General features: G+C 68.4%; 23 protein-coding genes. 12 read left to right on the forward strand and 11 right to left on the reverse strand.

What is annotated here, in order from left to right:
* Positions 1–21: 21 nt before the first annotated feature.
* Entirely contained in the window at positions 22–2,178 is a 2,157-nt protein-coding gene (locus ACSHWB_RS26445) for a hypothetical protein (RefSeq protein ID WP_439655971.1), read from the reverse strand.
* 358 nt (positions 2,179–2,536) lie between these two features.
* Between ACSHWB_RS26445 and ACSHWB_RS26450 the strand changes: the two genes are divergently transcribed.
* Both ACSHWB_RS26450 and ACSHWB_RS26455 read left to right on the forward strand, forming a co-directional pair.
* Complete coding sequence (locus tag ACSHWB_RS26450) at positions 2,537–2,731, forward strand: hypothetical protein (protein ID WP_439655972.1); 195 nt, start codon at positions 2,537–2,539, stop codon at positions 2,729–2,731.
* Positions 2,732–3,079: 348 nt separating this feature from the next.
* Positions 3,080–3,703 (forward strand): DUF1345 domain-containing protein, encoded by a 624-nt coding sequence (locus ACSHWB_RS26455; protein WP_439655973.1) that lies wholly within the window; start codon positions 3,080–3,082, stop codon positions 3,701–3,703.
* Here the strand turns inward: ACSHWB_RS26455 and ACSHWB_RS26460 are convergent.
* The 5 genes from ACSHWB_RS26460 to ACSHWB_RS26480 all read right to left on the reverse strand — a co-directional run bounded on the left by ACSHWB_RS26460 (position 3,700) and on the right by ACSHWB_RS26480 (position 9,687).
* Entirely contained in the window at positions 3,700–6,729 is a 3,030-nt protein-coding gene (locus ACSHWB_RS26460) for a BTAD domain-containing putative transcriptional regulator (RefSeq protein WP_439655974.1), read from the reverse strand. The genes ACSHWB_RS26455 and ACSHWB_RS26460 overlap by 4 nt on opposite strands.
* Positions 6,730–6,899: 170 nt before the next feature.
* Positions 6,900–7,118: a hypothetical protein gene (locus ACSHWB_RS26465; RefSeq protein ID WP_439655975.1), complete on the reverse strand. Its 219-nt coding sequence runs from the start codon at positions 7,116–7,118 to the stop codon at positions 6,900–6,902.
* A 189-nt stretch (positions 7,119–7,307) separates the two neighbouring features.
* A complete protein-coding gene (locus tag ACSHWB_RS26470; protein WP_439655976.1) occupies positions 7,308–8,453 on the reverse strand; it encodes a DUF6461 domain-containing protein in 1,146 nt (381 codons plus the stop codon).
* 84 nt (positions 8,454–8,537) lie between these two features.
* Complete coding sequence (locus ACSHWB_RS26475) at positions 8,538–9,212, reverse strand: helix-turn-helix transcriptional regulator (protein ID WP_439655977.1); 675 nt, start codon at positions 9,210–9,212, stop codon at positions 8,538–8,540.
* A gap of 160 nt (positions 9,213–9,372) precedes the next feature.
* A complete protein-coding gene (locus ACSHWB_RS26480; protein WP_439655978.1) occupies positions 9,373–9,687 on the reverse strand; it encodes a hypothetical protein in 315 nt (104 codons plus the stop codon).
* Between the two features lie 276 nt (positions 9,688–9,963).
* Between ACSHWB_RS26480 and ACSHWB_RS26485 the strand changes: the two genes are divergently transcribed.
* The 10 genes from ACSHWB_RS26485 (at position 9,964) to ACSHWB_RS26530 (ending at position 17,536) form a co-directional block, all read left to right on the forward strand.
* Positions 9,964–10,818 (forward strand): class I SAM-dependent methyltransferase, encoded by an 855-nt coding sequence (locus tag ACSHWB_RS26485; RefSeq protein ID WP_439655979.1) that lies wholly within the window; start codon positions 9,964–9,966, stop codon positions 10,816–10,818.
* Between the two features lie 47 nt (positions 10,819–10,865).
* A complete protein-coding gene (locus ACSHWB_RS26490; RefSeq protein WP_439655980.1) occupies positions 10,866–11,495 on the forward strand; it encodes a GntR family transcriptional regulator in 630 nt (209 codons plus the stop codon).
* A gap of 278 nt (positions 11,496–11,773) precedes the next feature.
* Positions 11,774–12,481, forward strand: coding sequence for an alpha/beta fold hydrolase (locus tag ACSHWB_RS26495; protein ID WP_439655981.1), 708 nt, complete (start codon positions 11,774–11,776; stop codon positions 12,479–12,481).
* Between the two features lie 80 nt (positions 12,482–12,561).
* Positions 12,562–13,194, forward strand: coding sequence for a trimeric intracellular cation channel family protein (locus ACSHWB_RS26500; RefSeq protein WP_439655982.1), 633 nt, complete (start codon positions 12,562–12,564; stop codon positions 13,192–13,194).
* Positions 13,195–13,351: 157 nt separating this feature from the next.
* Positions 13,352–14,764, forward strand: coding sequence for an alpha/beta hydrolase (locus ACSHWB_RS26505; protein WP_439655983.1), 1,413 nt, complete (start codon positions 13,352–13,354; stop codon positions 14,762–14,764).
* Positions 14,765–15,253: 489 nt separating this feature from the next.
* Positions 15,254–15,460: a helix-turn-helix domain-containing protein gene (locus ACSHWB_RS26510; RefSeq protein ID WP_439655984.1), complete on the forward strand. Its 207-nt coding sequence runs from the start codon at positions 15,254–15,256 to the stop codon at positions 15,458–15,460.
* Positions 15,461–15,592: 132 nt separating this feature from the next.
* Complete coding sequence (locus tag ACSHWB_RS26515; RefSeq protein WP_439655985.1) at positions 15,593–15,910, forward strand: hypothetical protein; 318 nt, start codon at positions 15,593–15,595, stop codon at positions 15,908–15,910.
* Between the two features lie 49 nt (positions 15,911–15,959).
* Positions 15,960–16,256, forward strand: coding sequence for a hypothetical protein (locus ACSHWB_RS26520; RefSeq protein WP_439655986.1), 297 nt, complete (start codon positions 15,960–15,962; stop codon positions 16,254–16,256).
* Positions 16,257–16,436: 180 nt separating this feature from the next.
* Positions 16,437–16,679, forward strand: coding sequence for a hypothetical protein (locus ACSHWB_RS26525; RefSeq protein ID WP_439655987.1), 243 nt, complete (start codon positions 16,437–16,439; stop codon positions 16,677–16,679).
* Positions 16,680–16,795: 116 nt separating this feature from the next.
* Entirely contained in the window at positions 16,796–17,536 is a 741-nt protein-coding gene (locus ACSHWB_RS26530) for a PIG-L deacetylase family protein (RefSeq protein WP_439655988.1), read from the forward strand.
* Here the strand turns inward: ACSHWB_RS26530 and ACSHWB_RS26535 are convergent.
* Genes ACSHWB_RS26535 through ribA form a run of 5 tightly spaced genes read right to left on the reverse strand, consistent with a single transcriptional unit; the run spans position 17,519 to position 21,818 of the window.
* The gene (locus ACSHWB_RS26535; RefSeq protein WP_439655989.1) at positions 17,519–19,102 is read right to left on the reverse strand and encodes a gamma-glutamyltransferase family protein; all 1,584 of its coding nucleotides are present in this window, start codon (positions 19,100–19,102) and stop codon (positions 17,519–17,521) included. The genes ACSHWB_RS26530 and ACSHWB_RS26535 overlap by 18 nt on opposite strands.
* Positions 19,095–19,874, reverse strand: a complete 780-nt coding sequence (locus ACSHWB_RS26540) for a class I SAM-dependent methyltransferase (RefSeq protein WP_439655990.1) — start codon at positions 19,872–19,874, stop codon at positions 19,095–19,097. Before ACSHWB_RS26540 ends, ACSHWB_RS26535 begins: the two co-directional genes overlap by 8 nt.
* Complete coding sequence (locus ACSHWB_RS26545; protein WP_439655991.1) at positions 19,871–20,725, reverse strand: 3-keto-5-aminohexanoate cleavage protein; 855 nt, start codon at positions 20,723–20,725, stop codon at positions 19,871–19,873. Before ACSHWB_RS26545 ends, ACSHWB_RS26540 begins: the two co-directional genes overlap by 4 nt.
* Complete coding sequence (locus ACSHWB_RS26550) at positions 20,722–21,213, reverse strand: putative quinol monooxygenase (RefSeq protein WP_439655992.1); 492 nt, start codon at positions 21,211–21,213, stop codon at positions 20,722–20,724. The genes ACSHWB_RS26545 and ACSHWB_RS26550 overlap by 4 nt, the downstream gene beginning before the upstream one ends.
* Positions 21,210–21,818, reverse strand: coding sequence for a GTP cyclohydrolase II (gene ribA / locus ACSHWB_RS26555; protein WP_439655993.1), 609 nt, complete (start codon positions 21,816–21,818; stop codon positions 21,210–21,212). The genes ACSHWB_RS26550 and ribA overlap by 4 nt, the downstream gene beginning before the upstream one ends.
* Positions 21,819–21,840 lie beyond the last annotated feature (22 nt).

Raw genomic sequence — 21,840 nt, forward strand, 5'->3', positions numbered from 1 at the left:
AATCGCGGTGGAACGATTCGTTCACAGCCGCCACCGCGCCGGGCCACCGGGAACGGGGTCGTAGCGGCAGGCGAGGCCGGTGCGGATGGACGCGCGCAGGTGTGCGGCGGCACAGGGCGCCTTCACCGCCATCCGGTCCAGGGCGGAGAGAAGGGTGCGGGTCACGTTCACCCTGGCCCGCTCGGCTTCGGACGACGCGGCTCTGGTCCTGCCCGCGAGACCCGTGGCCCGGCGGAGTTCGGCGAGGATGACGGCGCGCTCCGGGTCGTCGTCCGACAGCTGGTCGAGCCGCGCCCGGTACGCGTGCAGTGCGGTCCTGTCGAGCAGTGGCGTGGTGGTGGCGGCAACGAGACCGGAGCCGCCCGCGGCGAGGTCGAGGGCGGGAATGTCCTTTCCCGGTGCGGAAAGCAGAGCGCGCAGGTAGTGCAGTCCGCGGCGGTCGCGCAGGCGGACGTGCTCCGCGTCGGCGGTGAGCAGCCAGTCGTCGCCGTCCCGGACGAAGTGCCAGTTGCCGGGGGACGGGGCGTCAGCGGGAACGGAGAGCTCGGCGAGTGCCGTCTCCGCGAGGTCCAGTGCGGGCAACGCGCCTGCCCGGCTCGCGAGGTCCGCCGCTGCCCTCAGGTGGCCGACGGCCTGCGCGGTGCGGCCGAGCACGACCGAGAGCCGCCCCAGCCAGTAGGAGACGGGCTCGCGCACCACGCCCGCACCCGCCCAGACGACGAACCGGCCGGAGAAGGGCAGCAGTCCGCGATAAAGCGCTCCTGCAGCGTCCTCCTGGCGTGCGGCCACCGCCACGGAGGCGAGGTCCGCCATCGCGGAGAGCCAGCGGGGACCGGTGCCGCACAACACCGCGGGAAGAACGCGGCGGAGTTCCGCGGTGGCTTCGTCGATCCTGCCGAGCAGCACGAGCAGACCTGCGGCACTCGCTTCGTAGTAGTGGCCGGGAAACGTCCTGGCGAGCAAGGTGAGATCGCTGACGCCCCTGGCGAGACGAGTCCGGTCCAGCACGGCGACGGCGACCATGCCGCCGAGGACGGAGCCCGCGAGCCGCCGGGTGTCGGGCACACCCAGGCGAACGCCGACCGCCTCGAACTCGGCGACCAGGTCGGTGGCGGTGCCGAAACGGCCGCGCAGCGCGGCGAGGACGGCCCACCGGCTCAATGCCTTCACCACGTCCTGGCCGTCGGCTGCTCTGTCCGCCGCCGAGTGGAACCGGCTGAGCACGGACTCGGCCTCGGTGACACGGCCTAGTTCCAGAAGACCGATGAACTGCCAGAACAACCCCTTGCGCGCCATCGCGCCGGAAGCCGCCAGCTCGGCGATGCGCCGGCCGGTGTCGACCCTGTCCTGGGCTCCGGCAGGGTCCCACAGCGCGTGCAGGCGGGCGTCGAGGACGTCCGGACTCCGCGGGTCGAGCCTGAGCGCTTCCGCGACGAGCTCTCGTCTGCGGTCGCCGGTGGAGGCGTCGTTCGCCAGCAGGCGGGCGAGTTTCGCGAGCAGGCGGGCGCGCACCGGTCCCGTCGTCCGGGAGACCGCCAGTTCGAGCAACCGCACGAGATCACCGTCGAACTCGAGGAACTCCTTCGCCGACGGGACGTTCAACGCGATGTCCACAAGGGACGTTCCGAGGGCCGACAGCTCCAGCGCCACCCCGGGAAGACCACCGGAGGCGGTCCACAACGCGAGTGAGGACGGCAGGACGCGGTCGAGCTCCTCAGGGCTCAGGCCGCCCAGGACGACCTCCCTCCCGACGCCGAGGGACGTGCGGGCGGTGCCGACCACCACCGTCCTGGTCGCGCCGGCCCTGCCCGCCACGAACGACAGGAGCTCGGCGCCCCCTGCTCCGTCGACGTCGTCGACGACGATGAGCAGCGGATCCCTGGACAGAATCCGCTGGGCCATGTCGTCGAGCTCCAGCGGCGTCGGTGAGCCGAGGAGACGGACCACGATCTCGTCCGGCACCTCTCTGTCCCTCGCCAGCTGCACCCACATGAGCGGTCCGCCCGCGCGCAACACCGGAACGCCCCTGGCGAGAGCGAGATCGACCGCCGCGTCGGCCAGTGACGTCGTGCCCGCTCCCCGCGGGCCGGTGAGCACGATGACGTCTCCGTGCCCCGCTGTCGCGCGGTCCAGCGCCTGTGCCAAGGTCCGCAGCTCACACTCACGACCGATCAACACGGGTGGACGCTACGTCTCCGCAGGGATGCCGCGCGCACTTCCGCCGGAAGACGGGGGTGATGCCCCGGATCCGTACACCGCGGTGCACGGATCCGGGCACCGGAGTGCACGCGGCCCGAGTTCCCGATGCCGGGAGAGCCTCCCTGCCACCAGAATCGTCGGTGCGGTAGGGAGCCGCTCGGTTCAGGTGCTGCTCGTGGCACGCAGACCGGCGCGAAGGCCCGTTCAGTCCGAAGAGGAGTGAGCGGGCCTTCGGCGTCTTCGTGTCCCTCGCGGTTCACGGCCGATCGTGCTGGACCCGGACGACGGCCAGAGCGTGGGGGGATCACGGAGAAGACCTGAGGGAGAACGGGACACCGTGCCGGAGAAGTACGGCGACCCGAGCACGAGCTGCACGGTTCTGCCGTTCGTCGCCAAGGGGCTCATCAACGCCACCGAGCGTCGAACCGCGCTGTACGGGGACAAGGCCTGCACCCAGCTCATCCTCATCGAGCCTGCCCAGAACTTCCACAGCTACCCGAGCCACGAGGTGAAGGCGTTCCGCACCCTCTGAACGATCCTGCTGTGTGATGCGGCGTGGAGCTGATCGTGTCGGCTCCACGCCGCGGCCCTGTGTGCCGGAGGGGGATCTGCGCCGGCGCACAGGGTGCCTGGGGGCAGGTGCTGCTGACGACAGCCTCTGGTCCGGGTGCGGCGGGTGCAAGTGCCGGCACGATCCGATGTCCCCGCGTGCCCTGATCTCAGGTCCGCAGGGGCAGTGCATCCGCTGTATCCCAACGACTCTCCCGGACCGAAGGGTCCCAAAGAGACGAAGATCGCTCCCTTTTCGGTCCTCAATGGACTTCCGGGCCGGCTGGGGTCTTGACTGTGCGGGTCCTTCTCGTGAGACCAAGGAACCCAAGTGATCAAGAGCGTTCGGTTCGTCCTGTCCCGCGTCATCGAAGTGGTGCTCATCGCACTCGGCATCATGGTCTTCGTCTCGACGAACCCGCTGTGGACGGCGGCGTGGGACGTCTTCGCTCTCGTCTACCTCGGCATCCGCGTCACTCGTGTGCGCGCCAGCAGGCGGGGCAAGCAGTCCGACGACTGGCTGCGCTTGGCACTCGGCCCGCGCGCGGGTCTGATGTTCACGCTCTTCAGCGGCATCGTCGGCATCACCGGCGGGCTGAACATCGTCATGGGCGCCGAAGAAGGAGGCGACCTCACGGACCTGCAGAACAAGATGATCTCGGTGCCCGCCGTGTTGCTGGCGTGGGCGATCATGCACTTCGGCTACGCCGAACGGTACGCGCAGGCGTACTCCGCGGCGTTGCCCGAGGAGGTCCTGGTCTTCCCGGGGTCACCGCGGCCCACCTTCGCCGACTTCGCCTACTTCTCCTTCACGGTCGGTACGACGTTCGCCGTGTCGGACGTCGAGACGAACGGCCCGGCGATTCGAGCACGAGTGCTGGCACACGGCGTGCTTTCGTTCGTGTACAACACGATCACGCTCGGTATCGCGATCGGTGTCATCACCGGTGACTAGCGCCTGATCCGGGCGGTGGTGTCACATGCCGGCTCATCCGTGACACGTGTCATCACGGTGGCCAGTTCGTCCACCGCCCGCAGGCTTGCGGCGAACCACCGGTGACCGGCCTGCTCGTCGGCGAGAACGCTTTCGAGCCTGGCGAAGGCACTTCTGGCGACGGCGGCATCGGATCGCTGGAACGCCATCGACAGGTGGTGTTTCCGGAAGAACGAGTGAAGTCCTCGGAGCGCTTCTCGTTGCACCACCAGTGCCCGGTCGGTCTCACCGGCCATGTAGAGCGTGCGGGCCAGCAGGAAGCTCTGGGTCGTGAACTGCTCCTCGAAGCTGTAGGGGAGTCGCGCCCAGTCCGCGTCGGTGAGCTCCAGGATCAGTTTCAGCGAGGACTCGTGCAGCTTTGCCGCCTTGTGGTACTCACCCAGCCATTCGTACGCGTCGGTCAGGTGCTCGATCTTGCGCAACAGCCTGAGCGTCGCGCCCGAGTCGTAGTCCTTGGTCAAGGTTCTGCGCAGGGTGTCGACCACGTCGCCGTAGCGCCCGGCCTTCGCGTGGGTGAGGGCGGTGAAGTCCCGCAGTGCCTCCTCCTGGTGGCGGGAGGCCGTTTCCTGGAACAGGACGCAGGCCTGCCGCGCGTGGTCGAGTCCCGCTTCGGCCTGGCCGACGTAGACCAGCCAGTTGGCGGCCTGCAGGCGTGCGTAGCCCTCTGCCTGGCTGTCGCCGCTCTCGTGGAACGCCTCGATCGCGGTCTTCAGGTGTCGCGCGCTGGACTTCACGTCACCTCTCATCGCGGCGGCCCGCGCCAGGCTCCGGTGCGTGTACCCGACCGCCACGTGGTCGCCCGCGCTCCCGGCCCACGCCAGGGCGATCTCGTTGATCGCCGTCATCTCGTCCCACAGGAACGCCACGTCGAGGTAGTAGCGCAGGTACCAGGCCAGGTGCCAGGACAGCGACTCCAGGCGCCACCGGGTGGCGAAGTCGAACAGCAGGAGCAGCGTGCCCCGCTGGGAGGTGAACATGTCGAACGCCGGCAAGAGGTCCTTGACGGCCTGCGCGGTCACGCCAGGGGGAATCTGCGGGAGAGCGGGAAGATCGTCGGTCGCCATCAGTTGCAAGGACGCGCTTCGGGTCAGCACGACGTAGTGGCCCAGCAGACGGTGACACGCTGCCCGTTGCTCCTCCTCGCCGACCGCTTCCGCCAGGACTTCGGCGGCGTACTCCCTGAGGAGGTCGTGCCAGCTGAACTGGCCGGGCGCGTCCTCGTTGATCAGGCACAGGGCGCTCAGCTCACGCAGCGCCGCCTTGGCGCGCGACAGCGACAGCGCCGTCAAGCTCGCGACCGTGGGCGTGGTGGTCCGGCTCAGCGGCAGGAGCGCGAGCAACCGGAACACCTGTGCTGCTTCCGGACCCAGCGCTCGGTACGACCACGACAGAACCGTGCGAACGTCACTGCGCGGATCGTCCGTCGACAGGAAGTCCAAGCCGGGTTCGACATCGGTGGCGAGCTGGTCCGCGATGTCCGACAACCGCAGCTGCGGGTTGCTCGAGATCCGGGCCGCCGCGACGGCCAGGGCGAGCGGAAGATGGGCGCACATCGTGGCGATCGTCCGCAACGCCGGGAGCTCTGCGCGCACGCGCTGTTCACCGAGCCGGCTCGCCATGAACGTCACCGACTCCTCCATGTCCAGCAGCCCGATCCTGACGGAGTGCGCTCCCGTGCACGCGACCAGCGCGGTCAGCTCCCTCCTGCTGGTGATGACCACCACGCACCTGGGTGCCGCCGCCAGCAGGGGCATGACCTGCGTGGTGTCCCGCGCGTTGTCCAGCACCACGAGCGCGCGGCGATCGGCCAGAACGCTGCGGTAGAGCGCGCTCAGACCGTCCAGCCCGGAGGGCCTGTTCGCGGACGGCAGGTCCACCGCGTCGAGCAGTTCGTGCAGCACGTCGGCGGGCTCGCGGGCGGCGTCGTCTGTCTCGAACCCGCGCAGGTTGACGTAGAACTGACCGTCGGGGAAGGACGAGGCGACCTGACTGGCCCACTGCACCACGAACGTGGTCTTGCCGACTCCGGCGGTGCCGTGCACGACGATCGTCCTCGGAGCCGACGCGTCGTCCAGGACGGAGTTCAGCTCCCGCAACTCGGCCTCACGTCCGGCGAACACCGTCAGAGCCGCCGGCATCGGGGCGGAACGTGCCGAGGGTGCGCTGCGCTCCGGCGGAGCGGCGGTGGCCGAGGACAGGGACGGGTCCGCCCGCAACACCCTCGCGTACAGCTCGCGCAGAGCGTGACTCGGATCCACGCCGAGCTCGTCGCGCAGCGTTGTGCGCAACTTGTCGTACACGGTGAGCGCTTCCGCCGGCCTGCCTTCGCGGCACAACGCCCGGATGAGCAGCTCGTGCACGCGTTCTCTCAGGGGCTCTACCTCGGACACCGCGGTCAGCTGCTCGAGGACGTCGACGCGGTCGCCGAGGTCGAGCTGGTGCTCCGACAGGAGCTCGACAGTGCGCACGGCGAGCTGACCGAGCCGCCGGCGTTCCGTGTCGGCCCACTCGCCCAGGAGTCCTCGCAGAGGCTCGTCCTGCAGCTCACCCAGGGCGGCGTGCAGAAAACCCACTGCCCGCCGACGGTCGTGGGCGGACGCCTCCGCGGCGCGCACCAGACCGAGGAAACGGCTCAGGTCCAGCTGCTCCTCCGTCAGCACCAGCTGGTACCCGTTGCCCTCGGAGCGGAGCACCGCCGTGTCGGTGTCGCCGGTCAGGAGCTTTCGCAACCGGTAGACGTACGTGCGGATGGTCCCCCGCGCTGTCGGGGGAGCGCTCTCTCCCCAGAGGGCGTCGATGATCTCCGGGGCCTGCACCACGCGGCCTTCCGCCAGGAGCAGGACCGCGAGGGTGAGTCGCTGCTGCGGCGACCCGAGATCGAGCTCGGTTCGGTCCCGCCATGCTCGCACCGTGCCGAACACGGTGAACGCCAGACCCGGTCGCGAAACAACGGTCTCCTCGCCGGAACATCGAACGAGAGGCCACATGTGGGTGATTGTACTGCGCGGCAACGGGTTTCGCCGAAGCGACAAGCCGCGACCCCTCTCGATCCGGAACCGTCCGGAGTCGAGGAAGCCCGGCCGCCGCGTGGCGATCGAGTCCGATGTGGACCACCCAGGAGAGCTGTCAGCGGGCCGCCAGGAGTGTGCGGATCTCCTCAGACCGCGGTTCGCTGCCGCAGCTCGCGCAGGACGGTGGACTCCTCGTCGTCCGGACGGGACCTCCGCAGCAGGAACTGCGGGTAGGTGATGCCCGTCCGGTCGAGTAACGGGCGGTAGAGGTTCGCGACAGCGCGTGCTGCCGCGAAGAGGCTGAAGCAGGGCAGGTCGGAGACCTTCGGATCTGATGCGTTGTCAGCGGCGGATGTCTTCGGCACGCACCGAGAGTGCGGTGGCACCGCACTCGAACGCAACGCGCCGACCTGCCTGTGACCACAGGGGTCGAGTTTGTCGCACTCTCGGGTCTTCGCAGGTAGGCACACCTGCAGAGAAACGCTGAGCTGTTGTGCGCGGCTTCATGATCATCCTAATTGGACAGTACTGCTGCTGTCCCGGCTGGGACGTGTTCACCGCCGACCGGGGGAGACGGCTCCGAGGTTGGTTTCCCCGAAGTCCTCTGGCCTGGGCGCGGTTCCGGTCACGAGGCACGCGATCTCCACCAGGAAAGGCGGGGAACCGTCCTCGTCGTACGCCGTGAGCGGCTGACCGTCGCGGTGCCAGGAGAAGTGACCGCCCTGCCCGCTCTCGTGGTAGACGACGGCCTGTGTGCCGGCCGACATCTCAGCGGCCCGCTCCTTGCCCAGGACACCGTTCGGCTCGATCACCAGGACCCAGCCGTCGACGGGTACCGCGAGGGCGCTGCCCGGCTTGGCGGAGTTCTCGGGACAGGCGGCGGAGACGGCCTCGTCGTACGTCATCGTTGTCATCATGTCCGCCTCTGCACCCAGCCGGGACAGCGCTTCCCGTCCGTCGACGCCCTGCACCCACGTGATCGTGAAGAAGCCGGAGAGCTCCAGCGAGTCGTACCAGTCCGGCGCCGTACCGCGTGGCCGCACAGTCCTGGCCTTGTCCCGCGCCTCTGCCCGCGTGAACTCGCGTTCGGACTGGACCAGCCGGGCTTCCTCGGCGGAGGAGGGGTCGAGCCGCGGGCGGCCGGTCCACCTCTGACGGACCGTCGAGTCGGTACCCGCGCTCAGCACACCGTCCTGCCCGAGCGAGACAACGGCTCCCGGCGTACCGACCCGGCGCGACCAGACTTCTCGACATCCTCGGCCTGACTGCGAAGGCGTCCTGAGCGGGCACGTGCCGTCCGGCGTCACGGACAGGTCACCTTCCGCGGGCGGGAAGTGGTTCAGACCGGCATCGTCCAGAGGGTCCCTGCTCCAGCGCTGGTTGCCGTCGGCGTCCACGAGGACCAGTCGTCCGTCGTCCCGGACCAGCGCCGCCGTCACCCGGTGGTCGATCCGTTCCGAGGTCCACACGAGAACTCCGGCGGCTGACCGCAGCACCAGGAGGCCCTCTGCCAGGAGGCAGAGCCAGCCCGGTTGCGGCACGGGCTCACCGATCCGCCAGACGTCCCGGCCAGAGCTGTTGTCCCGCAACACGAGCGTTCCGTCAGCGCGGTGTTCCAGGGCGTACGTTCCGGTGGGGGAGACCAGGGACTGCTCGAACAGGTGCTCCCCGGCGTTGAGCACGGTCTTGCGGTCGTTCATCTTGTTCCTCGTCTGTCGCGTCGCCGGTCGCGGGATCCGTTGCGGGCACAGGAAGCGCGACGATCATCGCCGTGCGGGCAGCGGTCAGATCGCGCCCACGCGGAGGGCGTACGAGACGGCGTGTGCCCGGTTGCGGAGCTTCAAACGGCTCATGACCTCCTGCATGACCTTCTTGATGGTGCGTTCGGAGTAGTTGAGCTGCTGAGCGATCTGGGCGGTGTCGTCGCCCTGCGCGATCAGCCGCAGCACGTCGACCTCTCGCGCGGTGAGCCCGCCGGCGGCGAGGCCCTGGGTGACGAGGAGGTCGGTCTGCAGGAAGCGGATCTCGTCGGCGAGCCACCGGGTCAGCTTGTCCGGCAGGACGGCCCGGCCGTGCGAAGTCGCGATCAGCGCGTGGGTGACCTGGCGCGGGGTGATGTTCTTCCTCGGCAGGATCGCCACGACCCCCGCGGCGAAGATCTGCGCCAGGTGGCGTTCGCGCAACGGCCCGGCGACCAGCACGGTGCGTTGCGCGGGGTTGAGCGCTCGATGGGACATCGCCGCGAGCTGGTCCACCAGTGCGTCGGTGACGTGGTCGGCGAACACGAGTGCCACGTCCGCGAGGTCGCGGGCGTCGCCGGACGCGATCGTGAGTTCCGGCGACTGGGCCAGGTGCGGCACGACTTCGCTCGCCACCACGTGGTCCTGCACGTGCACGGCGACCTGGACGCGGTCGGACGTCACGGGCGTGGGAGGTTCGGTGAAGGTGCAGGTGCTCATGGTTCGGGGCCTTCCGTCCGGCTGCGGCACCTCGCCGCGACGCCAGACAAGCAAGTGCCCGTCTACAACGCGTCAACGTTCTCGCTGACGGGCGTGAACGCGCAGCTCAGGGCCACCCTCCTAACGAGACGGCACCCCTCGGCCCGATGGCCTGGAGCGCTCAGGGCTGATCCCCTTCGTGCAGGGCGGTCGCGACGCGGAACCGCAGTCTGTGTGTGCGGTGTTCGAGGACGGCCGCGTGGAACTCGGCGGCCACGGCGTCGCCACGATCGCCGGCCGCCAGGAACTCCTGGGTCGCGGCGGCCGCCATCCTGAGCTCGAACAGCTCGGGCAACGGCCTTGTGTCCCCGGAAGCCTCCAGGCCCTTCTCGAGGTCCTGAAGGACAACTTCGAGCTCGTTCATCGCGACGTTCTCCCCGGTGTGGCGCGAGATGTGGTCCCAGGTGATCCTGGCGACCACCTCTCCCGGCTTCAACGGTGGCGAGCGGATTCGTTGGTGTTCGGCCTCTTCATGCCCTTTTGCATGTCTGCTCGGCCCCAGTTGTCCGCGTTCCGGGTGCTGAACGGTCCCCACATCGCGGCACCTAGGTGCATCGCGCTTGTGGTCTCGCCTGGCGCCCCCTGAACATGAAGTGTCTTCGGAAGAACGTCGTTCAGGAGGTCCTCGGCAAGATCAGCTCTGCGTGCCGGACGGCAGCGCACGGCTTCCATCGTCTACCCGGGATCGGCGAAGTTGGACAGCGAGGTCAGTGTGAGAGGTGGGCGGACCGGGCTCTGCGGGGCGTTCGACGCCGCGGCGGCGGACTTCAGGGCCTTGGGGCGATACCTGTGGGAGCCGATCGGGGCGGGGGCGGTCGCGGTCGCCGACGTCCAGCCGGGCGACCGCGTTCTCGACGCGTGCTGTGGAGCAGGCGCCTCGGCGATTCCGGCCGCTCGGCTGGCCGGCCGCGGCGGCCTCGTGGACGCCGTCGACCTGTCGGAACCGATGATCGGCGAGTTGTGGTGGTTGTCCAAGGACCTGCCGCAGCTCCGCGCCCACCGCGCCGACGCGACCAAGTGGGCGACCGGTGACTACGACGTGGTCCAGTCGGTGCTCGGAATCTCCTGCTTCCCCGACATGGCGGCCGGGACCGAGCACCTGATCACCCTGGCGCGCCCCGGTGGCCGGGCGGTCTTCACGATCTGGCGGGACGGGGCGATGGTGGAGGCCGATCGACACCTCCGTCGCGCGATCGCCCAGACCATCGGGATCCCGCCGCCCCAGCGTCGCGCGTCCCGCACGATCGGGGGGCCCGGCGAGGCGGGCAGGTACGCGGCCTGGTTGCGTGACCGCGGCCTCGTCGACGTGGAGGTCGCCGTGAACCCGCTGGCGCTGACGATGACCCCTGAAACGGCCTGGCTGGTGATCGCCGGTTCCGGGCTGCGCGCCGTGCTGGCGAAGGTGCCCGCACACGCGCTGGCGACCGTGCGTGAGTCCTACCTCGCGTCGTTGCGCGATGAGGGCTTGGCTGAGCTCGACGCCACGACCTTGATCGGCAGCGGTCGGCGTTCCCGGGAGTCGTTGAGCGGAAGGGGGCTCGGTGAGCTGCGACGAGCGACCGGGTGAGGGGACCTCCGTTGCCGTCGGACCGGTGGGGTCCTACCGTAACCGATATGCAATATATTGGATATGGGTCACTTCGGGAGCGTGCCGAAGCGGAGATCAGAGCCGCGATCGTGCGCGGTGACCTCGAGCCCGGCGCCGTGATCGAGGACGCGGAACTGGCGGACACACCGGGCCTGTCCCGCACCCCGGTCAGGGAGGCGCTGGCCAAGCTGGCGGAAGAGGGCCTCGTCGAGAGCAGGCCCCACAGCTACACCAGGGTGACGGCACTGACCGCGCGGCCCGTCCGCGACGCCCTCGTCGTCGTGCGGGCGATGCACGCGCTGGCCGCCCGGCAGGCCGCACCGTTGTCGACGCCGGAGGACCTGAGCGCGATGCGGGCGGCGAACGAGGCGTTCGCCCAGGCGCTCGACGCGGACGACGCCGTGGCTGCTCTGGCGGCGGACGACCAGTTCCACGCAGTCGTGGTCCACCGGTGCGGAAACGCGGCCATCGAGTCGACGATCGACCGCTTCGCGCCCATCGTGCGCCGTTTGGAGCACCAACGGTTCTCCTCACCTGCCGCGCGGCACTCCGTGGTCCAGCACCAGCGGATCATCGAGGCCTGCGAACAGCGCGATGACCAGTTGGCGGCTCGCTTGGTGGACGAGAACTGGAGCACGTTGCTGGAAGAGCTGTGACCGAGTTCCCGCTACCTCGACGACCGGTGCGCTGACGCGGCACCTGTGTCTGTACGTGGTGCCCGAACTCGAGTACTCGAGTGCCTTCCGCCGCATGTCGGAGTTCGGCGTGATGGCCCGCACTGGTCGGCTGCTGGACACCGGCGTACGTCCCGAACTAATATCCAATATATTAGTTGGTGTCAGCAGCGCCTCTGCGGCCGATCCGGACCGCCCAGGCCGCCACTCACTCGACCCGCTCCGCCCACGCGGGAGCGGCACGCGGAAGGGAGAACCTCATGACCACCGCCGGCCAGGAGATCAAGAACGTCGTGCTGGTGCACGGCGCGTTCGCCGATGGTTCGGGATTTCGGGGTGTGTACGACGAGCTGACCGCCCGGGGCTACCGGGTCTCGATCGTGCAGAACCCGCTCACCTCGCTGGAGGACGACGTCGCGGCGACCACCCGCGTGCTCGACCTGCAGGACGGCCCGGCGATTCTCGTCGGCCACTCCTGGGGCGGCACCGTCATCACCGAGGCCGGGGTTCACCCGAAGGTCGCCGGCCTCGTCTACGTGTCGGCGCTGGCTCCGGACGCGGGCGAGACGACCGCCCAGCAGTACGACGGGTTCGCCGAGACGCCCGACTTCGTCATCGAGGTCGGCGAGGACGGGTACGGCTTCCTCAAGCACGACGTGTTCAAGATCGGCTTCGCGGCGGACGCCAGCGACGCGGACGCCGCTTTCCTGCGCGACTCGCAGGTGCCCATCAACATGAGTGTCTTCGCGACGCCGGTGAAGAACGCCGCCTGGCGGGACAAGCCGAGCTGGGCGGTCATCGGGACCGAGGACAAGGCGTTCGACCAGGCGATGCTGCAGCACATGGCGAAGCGCATCGGCGCGGAGATCACCAACGTCTCGGCGAGCCACGCTCTGTACGTGACGCAGCCAGGCGTTGTCGCCGACGTCATCGCCACCGCCGCGCAGAAGGCCACCAACGCCGGCTGACGGAACGGCTTCTCGCCTGGGTCGGCTCGCGCACTCCGCGAGCCGACCCCGAGCTCGCGGAGTGTGACCCCATGCCCGTCATGCCGTTTCAGGTGGCGCTGTGGATCGAGCTCCTCGCTGCTGGGCTGGGTGGCCTCCAGGGCGCCCTCTTCGCCGCGGGGGAGCGGCATCGCCGCATCGACGTGCTCGGTGTCGTCGTGATCGGGCTGGCCGTCTCGCTCGGAGGCAGCCTGTTGCGCGACATCGTGCTCAACCAGCCTCCTGTCGTGATCTGGAAGAACTCGTACCTGCTCGTGGCGGGAGCCTCGGCGGTTCTCGGCATGGCGCTGCAGACGCTCCTCGCGCGGGTCGACTGGCTGATCACCGGCCTCGACGCGGTCGTCATGGGACTGTTCGGCGCCATCGGGGCCTCGAAGGCACTGTCGCTCGGCGCGGGTGAGGCAGGAGCACTCGTCGCGGGCGTCATCGGGGCGATCGGCGGCGGGATGCTGCGCGACGTCATCCTGAGCCTCCCGATCTCCTTCCTCCAGGTGGGCACCCTGTACGCGGTCGCGGCCGGAGCGGGCGCCGGGATGCTCGTCGTGCTCGTGCGATTCGGCACGCCGATCCTGGCCGCGGGCCTCGTCTGCGTGCTCGTGACCACCGTCCTGCGCCTGGTGGCGATTCGCTTCGGCTGGACCTTTCCCGAGCAGCGCGCGCTGAGATCGCGGTGATCCCCCGGCGGCTGCCCGCGTGGGGTACGAAAGTCGTCCTGATCGAGCCGTATCGGTTGGCGCACAGCTGATCCGCACCATGCCACTGGTTGTCTTGGTGGCGACCCTTTCCCTATCGACACCAGGGGCGTCAGTGAGATTTCTGTGTTCTGTGCTGGTGGGTGTTCTCCTGCTCGCCGGTGTGACCTCTGCACATGCCTCGGTCGTGCCTGTGCTGTCCTGGGTGGACTGCGGTGACGGATTCGAGTGCGCGACGGCGGAGGTGCCGCTGGACCACCGCGCGCCGTCCGGCGAGAAGATCGAGCTCGGTCTCACCCGCAAGCCGGCGACGGACCCGTCCCGGCGGATCGGCTCGTTGTTCGTCAACCCCGGCGGTCCCGGCGGTGGCACCGACGAGACCGTGCGGTACCTGGCCACCTCGGGTCCCGCCGGACTGCGGGAGCGGTTCGACATCGTGGGGTTCGACCCGCGAGGTGTCGGGCGCAGCCGCCCGCTCGTCTGCCAGACGCAGGACGAGTACACGCAGGCCTGGGCGAGAGCCTCCGCCCGGCCGAACGCCCACTCGTTCGACAACGCGCTGCGGGACGGCAAGGCGTTCGCGGACGCCTGCCTGAAGCAGAGCGCGAAACTGCTGCCGTTCGTCGGCACCGAGTACGTCGCCAGGGACATGGACCTGATGCGCCGCGCCGTGGGTGACGCGAAGCTGACCTACTTCGGCCTGTCCTACGGAACCTACATCGGCACGGTGTACGCGAACCTCTTCCCGAAGAACATCCGGGCGCTGGCACTGGACGGTGGGTACAACCCGGACACCTACGCGAACCGCCCCTACGAGTACGACCTCGGCCAGTACGTGGCGATCGAGTCGGCGCTGGGGCGGTTCTTCGACTGGTGTGTCGCAACGAAGTGCGAGTTCGGTGACGGCGACCCGCGATCGGCGTTCGTGAAGCTGCAGAACGACCTGGACCGCAATCCCGTTGTGGCAGAGGGGAAGTTCGTGGCCAACGGAGCCACGCTCACCTACAACCTGCAGAGCCTGCTGGGGTTCGGCGACGTCTGGTGGTGGTACGTCGCGCAGGTCCTGGTCGACGCGCAGAACCGCACAGGCGATCTTCTGGTCGAGCCGGAAGTCCAGTTCCTGTCGGCCAACACCGCAGTGGAGTGCGCGGATCGGGCATTCCCCCAGGGACAGCTCAAGGCGAGGCTGGCGATCGCGTCACGCATGGCGCCGATCACCGGGCCGGCACTTGCTTACGCGGTGCCGAACTACGACCACGCACATGCCACCGCGTGTACACAGTGGCCGGTCAAGTCGCAGTCCCGCTACAGCGGGCCTTTCTCCGCCGCAGGCGCACCGCCGATTCTCGTGGTCGGCAACACCGGCGATCCGGACACGCCCTACCAGGACTCGGTCGCGCTGGCGTCGACCTTGCGCAGCGGCCACCTGCTGACCTATCGGGGTGAGGGCCACACGGGGTTCTTCCGGAGCGAGAAGTGCGTCGGCGAGAAGATCACCGCCTACCTCACCGAGCGCGCTCTGCCGTCGAGCGGCACCTTCTGCGACGACTAGAGGTGTTGCGTGAAAGCGGACCCCTCGGGGTTGATGCCCTGACGGGTCCGCTTCCGGTGAAGCCTGCCGCCCGTCGACCGTCGTTGCGATGACACCGTCCGGCACCATCTGCGTCATCCGCCGAAGCGCACCGGCGTGGGTCAGATAGCGAGACCATGAATGATGTCGCAGAGCAGGGAATGACGCCGCCGCGGCCGGTGCGGTGGCTGGCCGCACGGGGCGAGCGGGGCTCTGCTGATCGCGAGGCGGGAGCAGGCCTGGAAGAACAGGCCGGAGCACGGCGCTCCGAGGTTCCACGACTGTGGGCAAGGGGTCGCAGGTTCAAATCCTGTCGTCCTGACGGCCAAGGTGGTCTTCGTAGCTCAGACGCTGCGGAGGCCCTCTTTTTGTGATCTCGCCGAGTTCTGCCGGGTCGAGCACGACGCTCATCGACCCCTTTGCTGACCGCGTTTGCGGCCTGATGATCAAAGGCCGGGTGCTGAAGGATCTGTGCCACGCACCACGGGCGACCAGCAGGACCTGCGCACCGGCCCGGCGCTGTACCGGGTGGGCGCGGTCCTGCTCGATCTCGCACACCGCGAGGCGGACGACATGATCGCGACCGTGCCGCTCGGTCGGCGCGAGCTCGCGGGCATTGTGGGAATCGCTTGTGGGACCCTGGTCAGAACGTTGAAAGTGCTGCGTGACGAGAAATGATCGTCGCCTGGCGGAACGACCAAAATTCTTCACGAGGACGAATCTTGTCCTGTGTGGCAAATGACGCAGATCTCTCCTTGCGTCGGCGGTTTGCTCGGTGACACGAGTTCACCGAGTTCAGGAGTGGTCACGATGCGCAAGTCACTTCCCGACCCCGACTCCCGCACACAGGTGCTGCGGGCCCGTCGCGAGTACACGGGGCAGGTGCTGCTCATGATCGTGTACACGGTCGTGGAGTTGTGGGCGGTCGTTGCGGTCGTGGTGCTGCTCAAGGAGGACGGCGTGCTCGCGGTCGCGGCGTCGGTGGTGCTGGCCGGCCTGTTGCTGGCGTTGTGGGACAGCTGGCGGACGCTGCTGATGTTCGGGCGGGCGTTGCGCGTGTGGTTGCCGGAGGAACTGCCTGCCGGGGAACCTGAGCCCGTGCAGGTGTCCCACCTCGTGCGGCTCTGAAACATGATTGGCTGCATGACGTAGCACGGTCCGTTACTCTGCGGTCGCGTTGCAGCTTGGCCAGGCGTTGCAGCGCAAGGACGGTGCAGCCCTCGCGCAGGACGTCATGCGCACCCTGCAGGCGGCGCAGAGCCGTATCGCCGGCGTTGTCCAGGAGACGATGGCACCGCTGCTGGGCGCTGACTCCGAGACCATGCACTTGATGATGGACAAGCTGCGCAGCGCGCAACCACCAGAGCAGCACGAGTCGGGAAACGGGGCTGGCGCGAAGGTCGTGGACAACCGCGGCTGGAAGGATTGGCGTGAGCTGAGAGCAGACCAGGAGAAGGAGGAGCGGGGCGGGTGAACGTTGTTCGGCGCGTTCTCGTCGCTCTGGTCATTCCGCTGTTCGGCTGTCTGCTGGGCGCCACGATCTTCAACCACTTCTGGAACGAGGTCGAACCCGGCGACCTGGCGACAGCAGATCTGGTGGCTGCGGCGAAGTCCTGCGAATGTCGCGGGCCGGTGGGAGACGTACACCTCGATCGTGATGGGGTGGCTCGCGCCCGAGGACATCGGCAAGCAGTACGCCGTCCACGCTGTGCGGCATGGCCGGCCGTTGCAGCCTGACGTGCGGTTGCAGAGTGCGGTGTGTCTCGGGTGGTTGTGCACCTTCGTCTTCGCGATCGCCTTCCTGTTCTTGAACGTCCGGGTTGCGCGTCACGTGTGGCCTGATGCTCGTCGTCGCAAGCGCCGCATGCCGATCCGATACGAGCCACCCCAGGCGTGAGGGCGGCCGGTTGGTCGTTTGTCAGGTGCCCCAGTGGTTTCGTGACTCGTGCTAGGTTCGGATATCGGCAGGACTGGGGATCTGCGCGTGCCGGTCGCGGCTACGGTTGGAAGGCAATGGGGAACAACGTTTTCGTGCTCTCGGCGCACCTTGACGACGCGGTCCTGTCCGCGTCGGCCAGGTTGATGCGGCCCGGGGTCACCCTGGTCACCGTCTTTTCGGGCATGCCGCCTGAGGGGCTTGCGCCCACCTACTGGGACCGGCTCACCCGTGCGGAGTCGCCGCGCCAGCGGCAGCTTGAGCGGCTTGCCGAGGACGATGAGGCGCGGGGTGTTCTTGGCTGTGCCACGGTGCGGCTTGACGAGTTGGAGGAGCAGTATCGGTCGGAGCCGGTGGACGTCGAACGGTTGGCGGCTCGCATCGGGCGGGTGATCGAGGACGCTGCCGAGGTGTGGATTCCTGCGGCTGTTGGTGGGCATGTTGACCACCAGATTGCTCGTGATGCGGCGCTTGCGGCTGTTGAGGTGGCGGCGCGGCGGCCTGAGGTTCACGTTTATGCGGACGTGCCCTATGTGCTGTGGCACGGGTTGCCGACGTGGGTCACTGGTGAGGAGCGGCCGCCGTATCTGGATGTTGATGCTTGGCTTGACGGGGAGTTGCGGTATCGGGGGCTTGATCCTGGGCGGATGACCAGGGAGGTGGCGGCGTTGTCGCCGGAGAGCCGTGCGCTCAAGGAGAAGGCGGTGGCGGCTTACCGGTCGCAGTTGCCGGCGTTGTCGCTTGACGGCTCCAATCCCTTGCGGCTGCGCAATGCGCTCAGCCACGAGATCTCCTGGCTGTTAGAAGCCGGCGGTTAGGCCTTCCTGGCCGCCGTCGTCCAGGCCGTAGAAGGACTCCGGTTGCCGTCCCAGTAGGCGCAGCACGCCTCCTACGCTGGTGCGTACTCGTAGTGTGTGGCCCGCTTCGCGTAGTTGGTCTTGGGCATCTGGTGGCATTGACGCGTCTACCTGCAGGTGTGGTGGTGTGCCGGCCTCTGTCTTGTCCGCGCCGGGGAGGTATGTCCATCTTGGACGGTTGAGTGCCTCTGTTGGGCTCACCTGGTCTATCAGCAGTGCTGCTAGTACCTGGGTGTTCCATTGGCATTGGCCGTCGCCGCCTGGGGTGCCGCCCAGCCAGCGCACGCCGTCTGTGTTGCTGGCGCTCCACGCGAAGATTGTGTTGACGGGGCGTTTGCCTGGTGCGACGCCGTTTGGTTCGGTGAGGGAGAGGGTGGCGCTGCGGCCCAGGCGGTTGCAGAGCAGCAGGCCCAGGTCGGTCGCGCCTACGCCGGCGCCGAAGCCCAGGCCCAGGCTTTGGGTCCAGCTCACGCTGTTGCCGGCCTCGTCGATGATGGCGAAGTGTGTGGTGTCGCCCTCGTTGTAGTGGCCGGCGTAGCGGGTGGCGCTTCGTTTGGTGGGGTGGACCTCGTTCGCCAGGTCCGATAGCACCTGCTCTGCCAGTGGGGTGGTGGGCGGTGTGTGGTTCGGGTCGCCTAAGTGCTCTATTCGCCACGCGTAGGTTTGGTGGACTATTTCTGAGAGCAGGTGGACGTTGGTTGCTGCGTTGGCGGGGCCGCCGTCGTGTAGTCGTTCGTAGAGCTTGAGGTTCTGCAGGAGCAGTACGCCTTGGGTTGGGGCTGGGTTCGTGGCCACCTGGGTTCCGGCGACTGATGTGGTTGCGGCTGGCTGGATCTCGCCGGTTCTGACGCTGCAGTCGCCGGGTGCGAAGAAGCCGTTCAGGGTGCTGCTGAGCTTTGAGATGCTCTTGTCCAGCTCGGCTTCAAGCTCGTCTGTCGACGAAGCCATCAGGCGGTAGAGCTTGGCCAGTCCCGGGTTGCGGAGTCTGCCGCCTACGGCTGTGGCGTGTGGGGCGTAGAGGTGTGCGAACTCAGGCTGTCGGAGTACCGCTAGGTTGTCCTTGATCCACCGTGCGGTTTGCGCGGTGACCGGTGTGCCTCGCTCGGCCAGGTGGATTGCCGGGGCCAGCAGCCTGGACCACGGGAGTGTGCCGTGACGCTCGTGCAGGGCGTGCCAGGCGCCTAGCAGGCCTGGTGTGGTGGCGGACTCGATGCCTCGTCCTGGCACTGTGTGGTGGCCGCGGGTGGTGAAGTTCGTTGTGATGGCTTGGCTGGGGGCCCGGCCCAGGCCGGTCAGCGACCAGGCCTGGGCCGAACCGCCTTGGTGGAACACCGCTGCCGCGTCACCGGCTGGGCCGGACGCCATCGGCATTGCCACCGTCAGCACTGCGGACGCGGTGATGGCGGCGTCGAACGCCGTGCCGCCTTCGCGGAGGACGTCCAGTGCGGCCAGCGTTGCCGCGGAGCTGCCGGTGGACACCATTGCCTGGGTGCCCCATTGTTGGCGGTCTCGTAGTACGTCACGCATCGGAGTCCTTGCGCAGTCGCAGGAACACGCTGGCGTGCACCAGCTCCACCTCTCCGGTCCCTAGCGCCGAACGCAGTGCGTCGACGGCTTCCTCTGCTGGCAATTGCGACGCCGTCCAGGGGCCGCCGCTCGCCACCCACCAGCGCGCGCGGACCTCTGCCGGGACGGACACCTTGCGCTCCAGGAGGAACGAGTCCTCGACGGTGAATCCGGCGGTGGCTGCTAGCTGTTCGGCTTCGGGCACGGTCAGCCTGCGCGCCTCGAACGGATCTGGCGCCGACAGGCCGGTCAGCTTGGTCAGCGCTGCTTGGGACTGCTCGGCGAATCGGTCGGTTGCCGTTGTGCGGGCTGCCGTCGCTGCGCACACCAGACCGCCTGTTGTCAGCAGTGCGTTCATTGTTGCGAAGACCTCTGCATAACGCGGGTGGGTCCAGTGCAGTGCGGCGTTGGAGAACACCGCGTCGTAGCGTTTTTGCACTGGTACGTCAGGGAAGGCGCCCTCGCTGAAGCGGACTCGCTGCGGCCAGTCCTTTTCCGCTGCCACCGCCAGCATGTCAGCCGACACGTCTACGGCGTCGATGTTCGCGGTGGGCAGGCGGCGCACCAGTGCCTCGGTCAGGGCGCCTGTGCCGCAGCCGATCTCGTAGACGTGTCTTGCCTCGGCGGGGCGGGGGTGCAGGCCGGCTACCAGTTCCGCGTTGTGGAACTGGATGCGTCGCGCCAGCACGTCGTAGTCGGCGGCGCTGTTCCAGCGGTGGGCCGTCTTCGTCACGTGCGCACCACCGGCGGCAGGCCGATGATCTCGCGGACCTGTGCCGGCGTGGCGGGCTCGCGGCCCATCTCCCGTGCGATGCGCACGATTCGTTCCACCAGCCGTGGGTTCGTGGTGGGCTCCTTGGACTTCCAGTCCAGGTACGGGTTGTCCTCCAGGCCTACCCGCACGTGGCCACCCAGGCTCAGTGCCAGCGAGTTCGCGGCCAACTGGAACCTGCCGATGCCCGCGAACGCCCACGTCGACGGCTGTGGGAGGGCGCCGAGCACGGCGGCGGCGTTGGCCGCGCTGACCTCTGCGGTTCCGATCGAGCCGAACAGGATGTTGAGGTAGTAAGGGGGTTTCAGGATGCCGCGCGAGATCAGGTAGTTGGCGTAGTTGACCATGCCGATGTCAAAGATCTCCAGCTCGGGCACGATGCCGCGGTCCTGCATCGCTCGCGCCAGGCCCTCGATCGTCTCCGGGGAGTTCACCGACGGGCCGGACACGAAGTTCATCGAACCCAGGGTGAGCGACGCCATCTCCGGGCGGGCGAGGCCGTCCACCGTCAGGGACTCGGAACGCTTGGAGAGCTCGGACCAGTCGCGGCCGCTGGTCGTGACCACCAGGACGATGTCCGGCGTGAGCGTCACGACCGCGTCCACGATCTCGGTGAAGCGCGTGGCCGTCCAGGTGGGGTTCTCGTCGTCGTTCCTGGCGTGCAGGTGGACCATGCCCGCGCCCGCCTCGTAGCAGCGGCGGACGTCCTTGGCGATCTCGTCGGGGGTGATCGGCACGTCCGGCACCTTCGCCCGGCGCGGCACCATCCCCGTGGGACACAGGTTGACGATCACCTGATCAGGAAGACTCATACCCCTCGCCTCTCCTCGGTCGCGGTCCGCCGCCACACCCCGGTCCACTGTCCGGGTGCCGGCGTCGGCCCAGCGGGTCGGCAGCGCAGTGCGGCGCCGCCGTCGATGTCGATCAGCTCATGTCCTGTGGCGGTGGTGTCCGCGTCGAGCAGGACGGCGTGCTCCTCGGCCAGGTCGCGGTCGGTGGCCGGTTGCCAGCGATAGCGCTTGACGTCCGGGTCGTTGCGCCACAACGGTTTCGCGGCCGTCCAGAACCCGCTCAGCGCGGATGGCGGATCGGCCCAGACGGCTTCCCGGTCGGCGAGGTCGCGCCACAGCCAGTACACGCACAGCTCGGTCTCGTCGTCTGGCCGCGTCAGCACCTGGTACCGGAGCAGGCCGGGCACGTCCAACGCCTTGCCCAGCGCGATGTTGAGTCGCAGCAACTCCGCGCCCGCATCGGGACGCGCGAACTGCACACCCAGCACCGCCACCGCGGTGCCGTTCATCCGGCCCGCCCGCCGCCCGTGGCGTCGAGATGGCCCATGAGGAGGTCCTTCACCCTCAGGTACTCGGAGTTGTGCGGGCTGACGAACCCGCCGTGCGGCACCCGTTCCACCGTCAGCCCTGCGTCGACGAGAGCCTCGATCTTGGCCGGGTTGTTGGTCGCGAGGCGCAGGCTCGACACTCCGAGCAGGCGCAACGCCTGTGCCGCCGCCTGGTAGTCGCGGGCGTCGGTCGGCAGTCCGAGGTGGACGTTCGCGGCGACCGTGTCCATGCCGGCCTCCTGCAACGCGTAGGCCTTGATCTTGTTGACCAGGCCGATGCCCCTGCCTTCGTGCCGGGGCAGGTACAGCAGGACGCCGTGCTTCTCCTTCGCCATGAGCCGCACCGCGGTGTCGAGCTGCGGTCCGCAGTCGCAGCGCAGCGAGGCCAGGACGTCGCCGGTGAAACAGGCGCTGTGCAGGCGGACCAGCGGTTGTTGGTCCGCTTCCGGTCCTCCGTGCACGAGTGCGATGACGTCTTCACGTCCGTCGTCACCGAACACGTGCAGGCTGAAGTCGCCGTAAGAAGTCGGTAACTCGCAGCTGGCGAGCAACGTCGTTGTCAGCACTTGATGTTCTCCCCCCAACTAA

This window comes from Lentzea sp. HUAS TT2 (assembly GCF_051853195.1).
GTDB lineage: Bacteria > Actinomycetota > Actinomycetes > Mycobacteriales > Pseudonocardiaceae > Lentzea.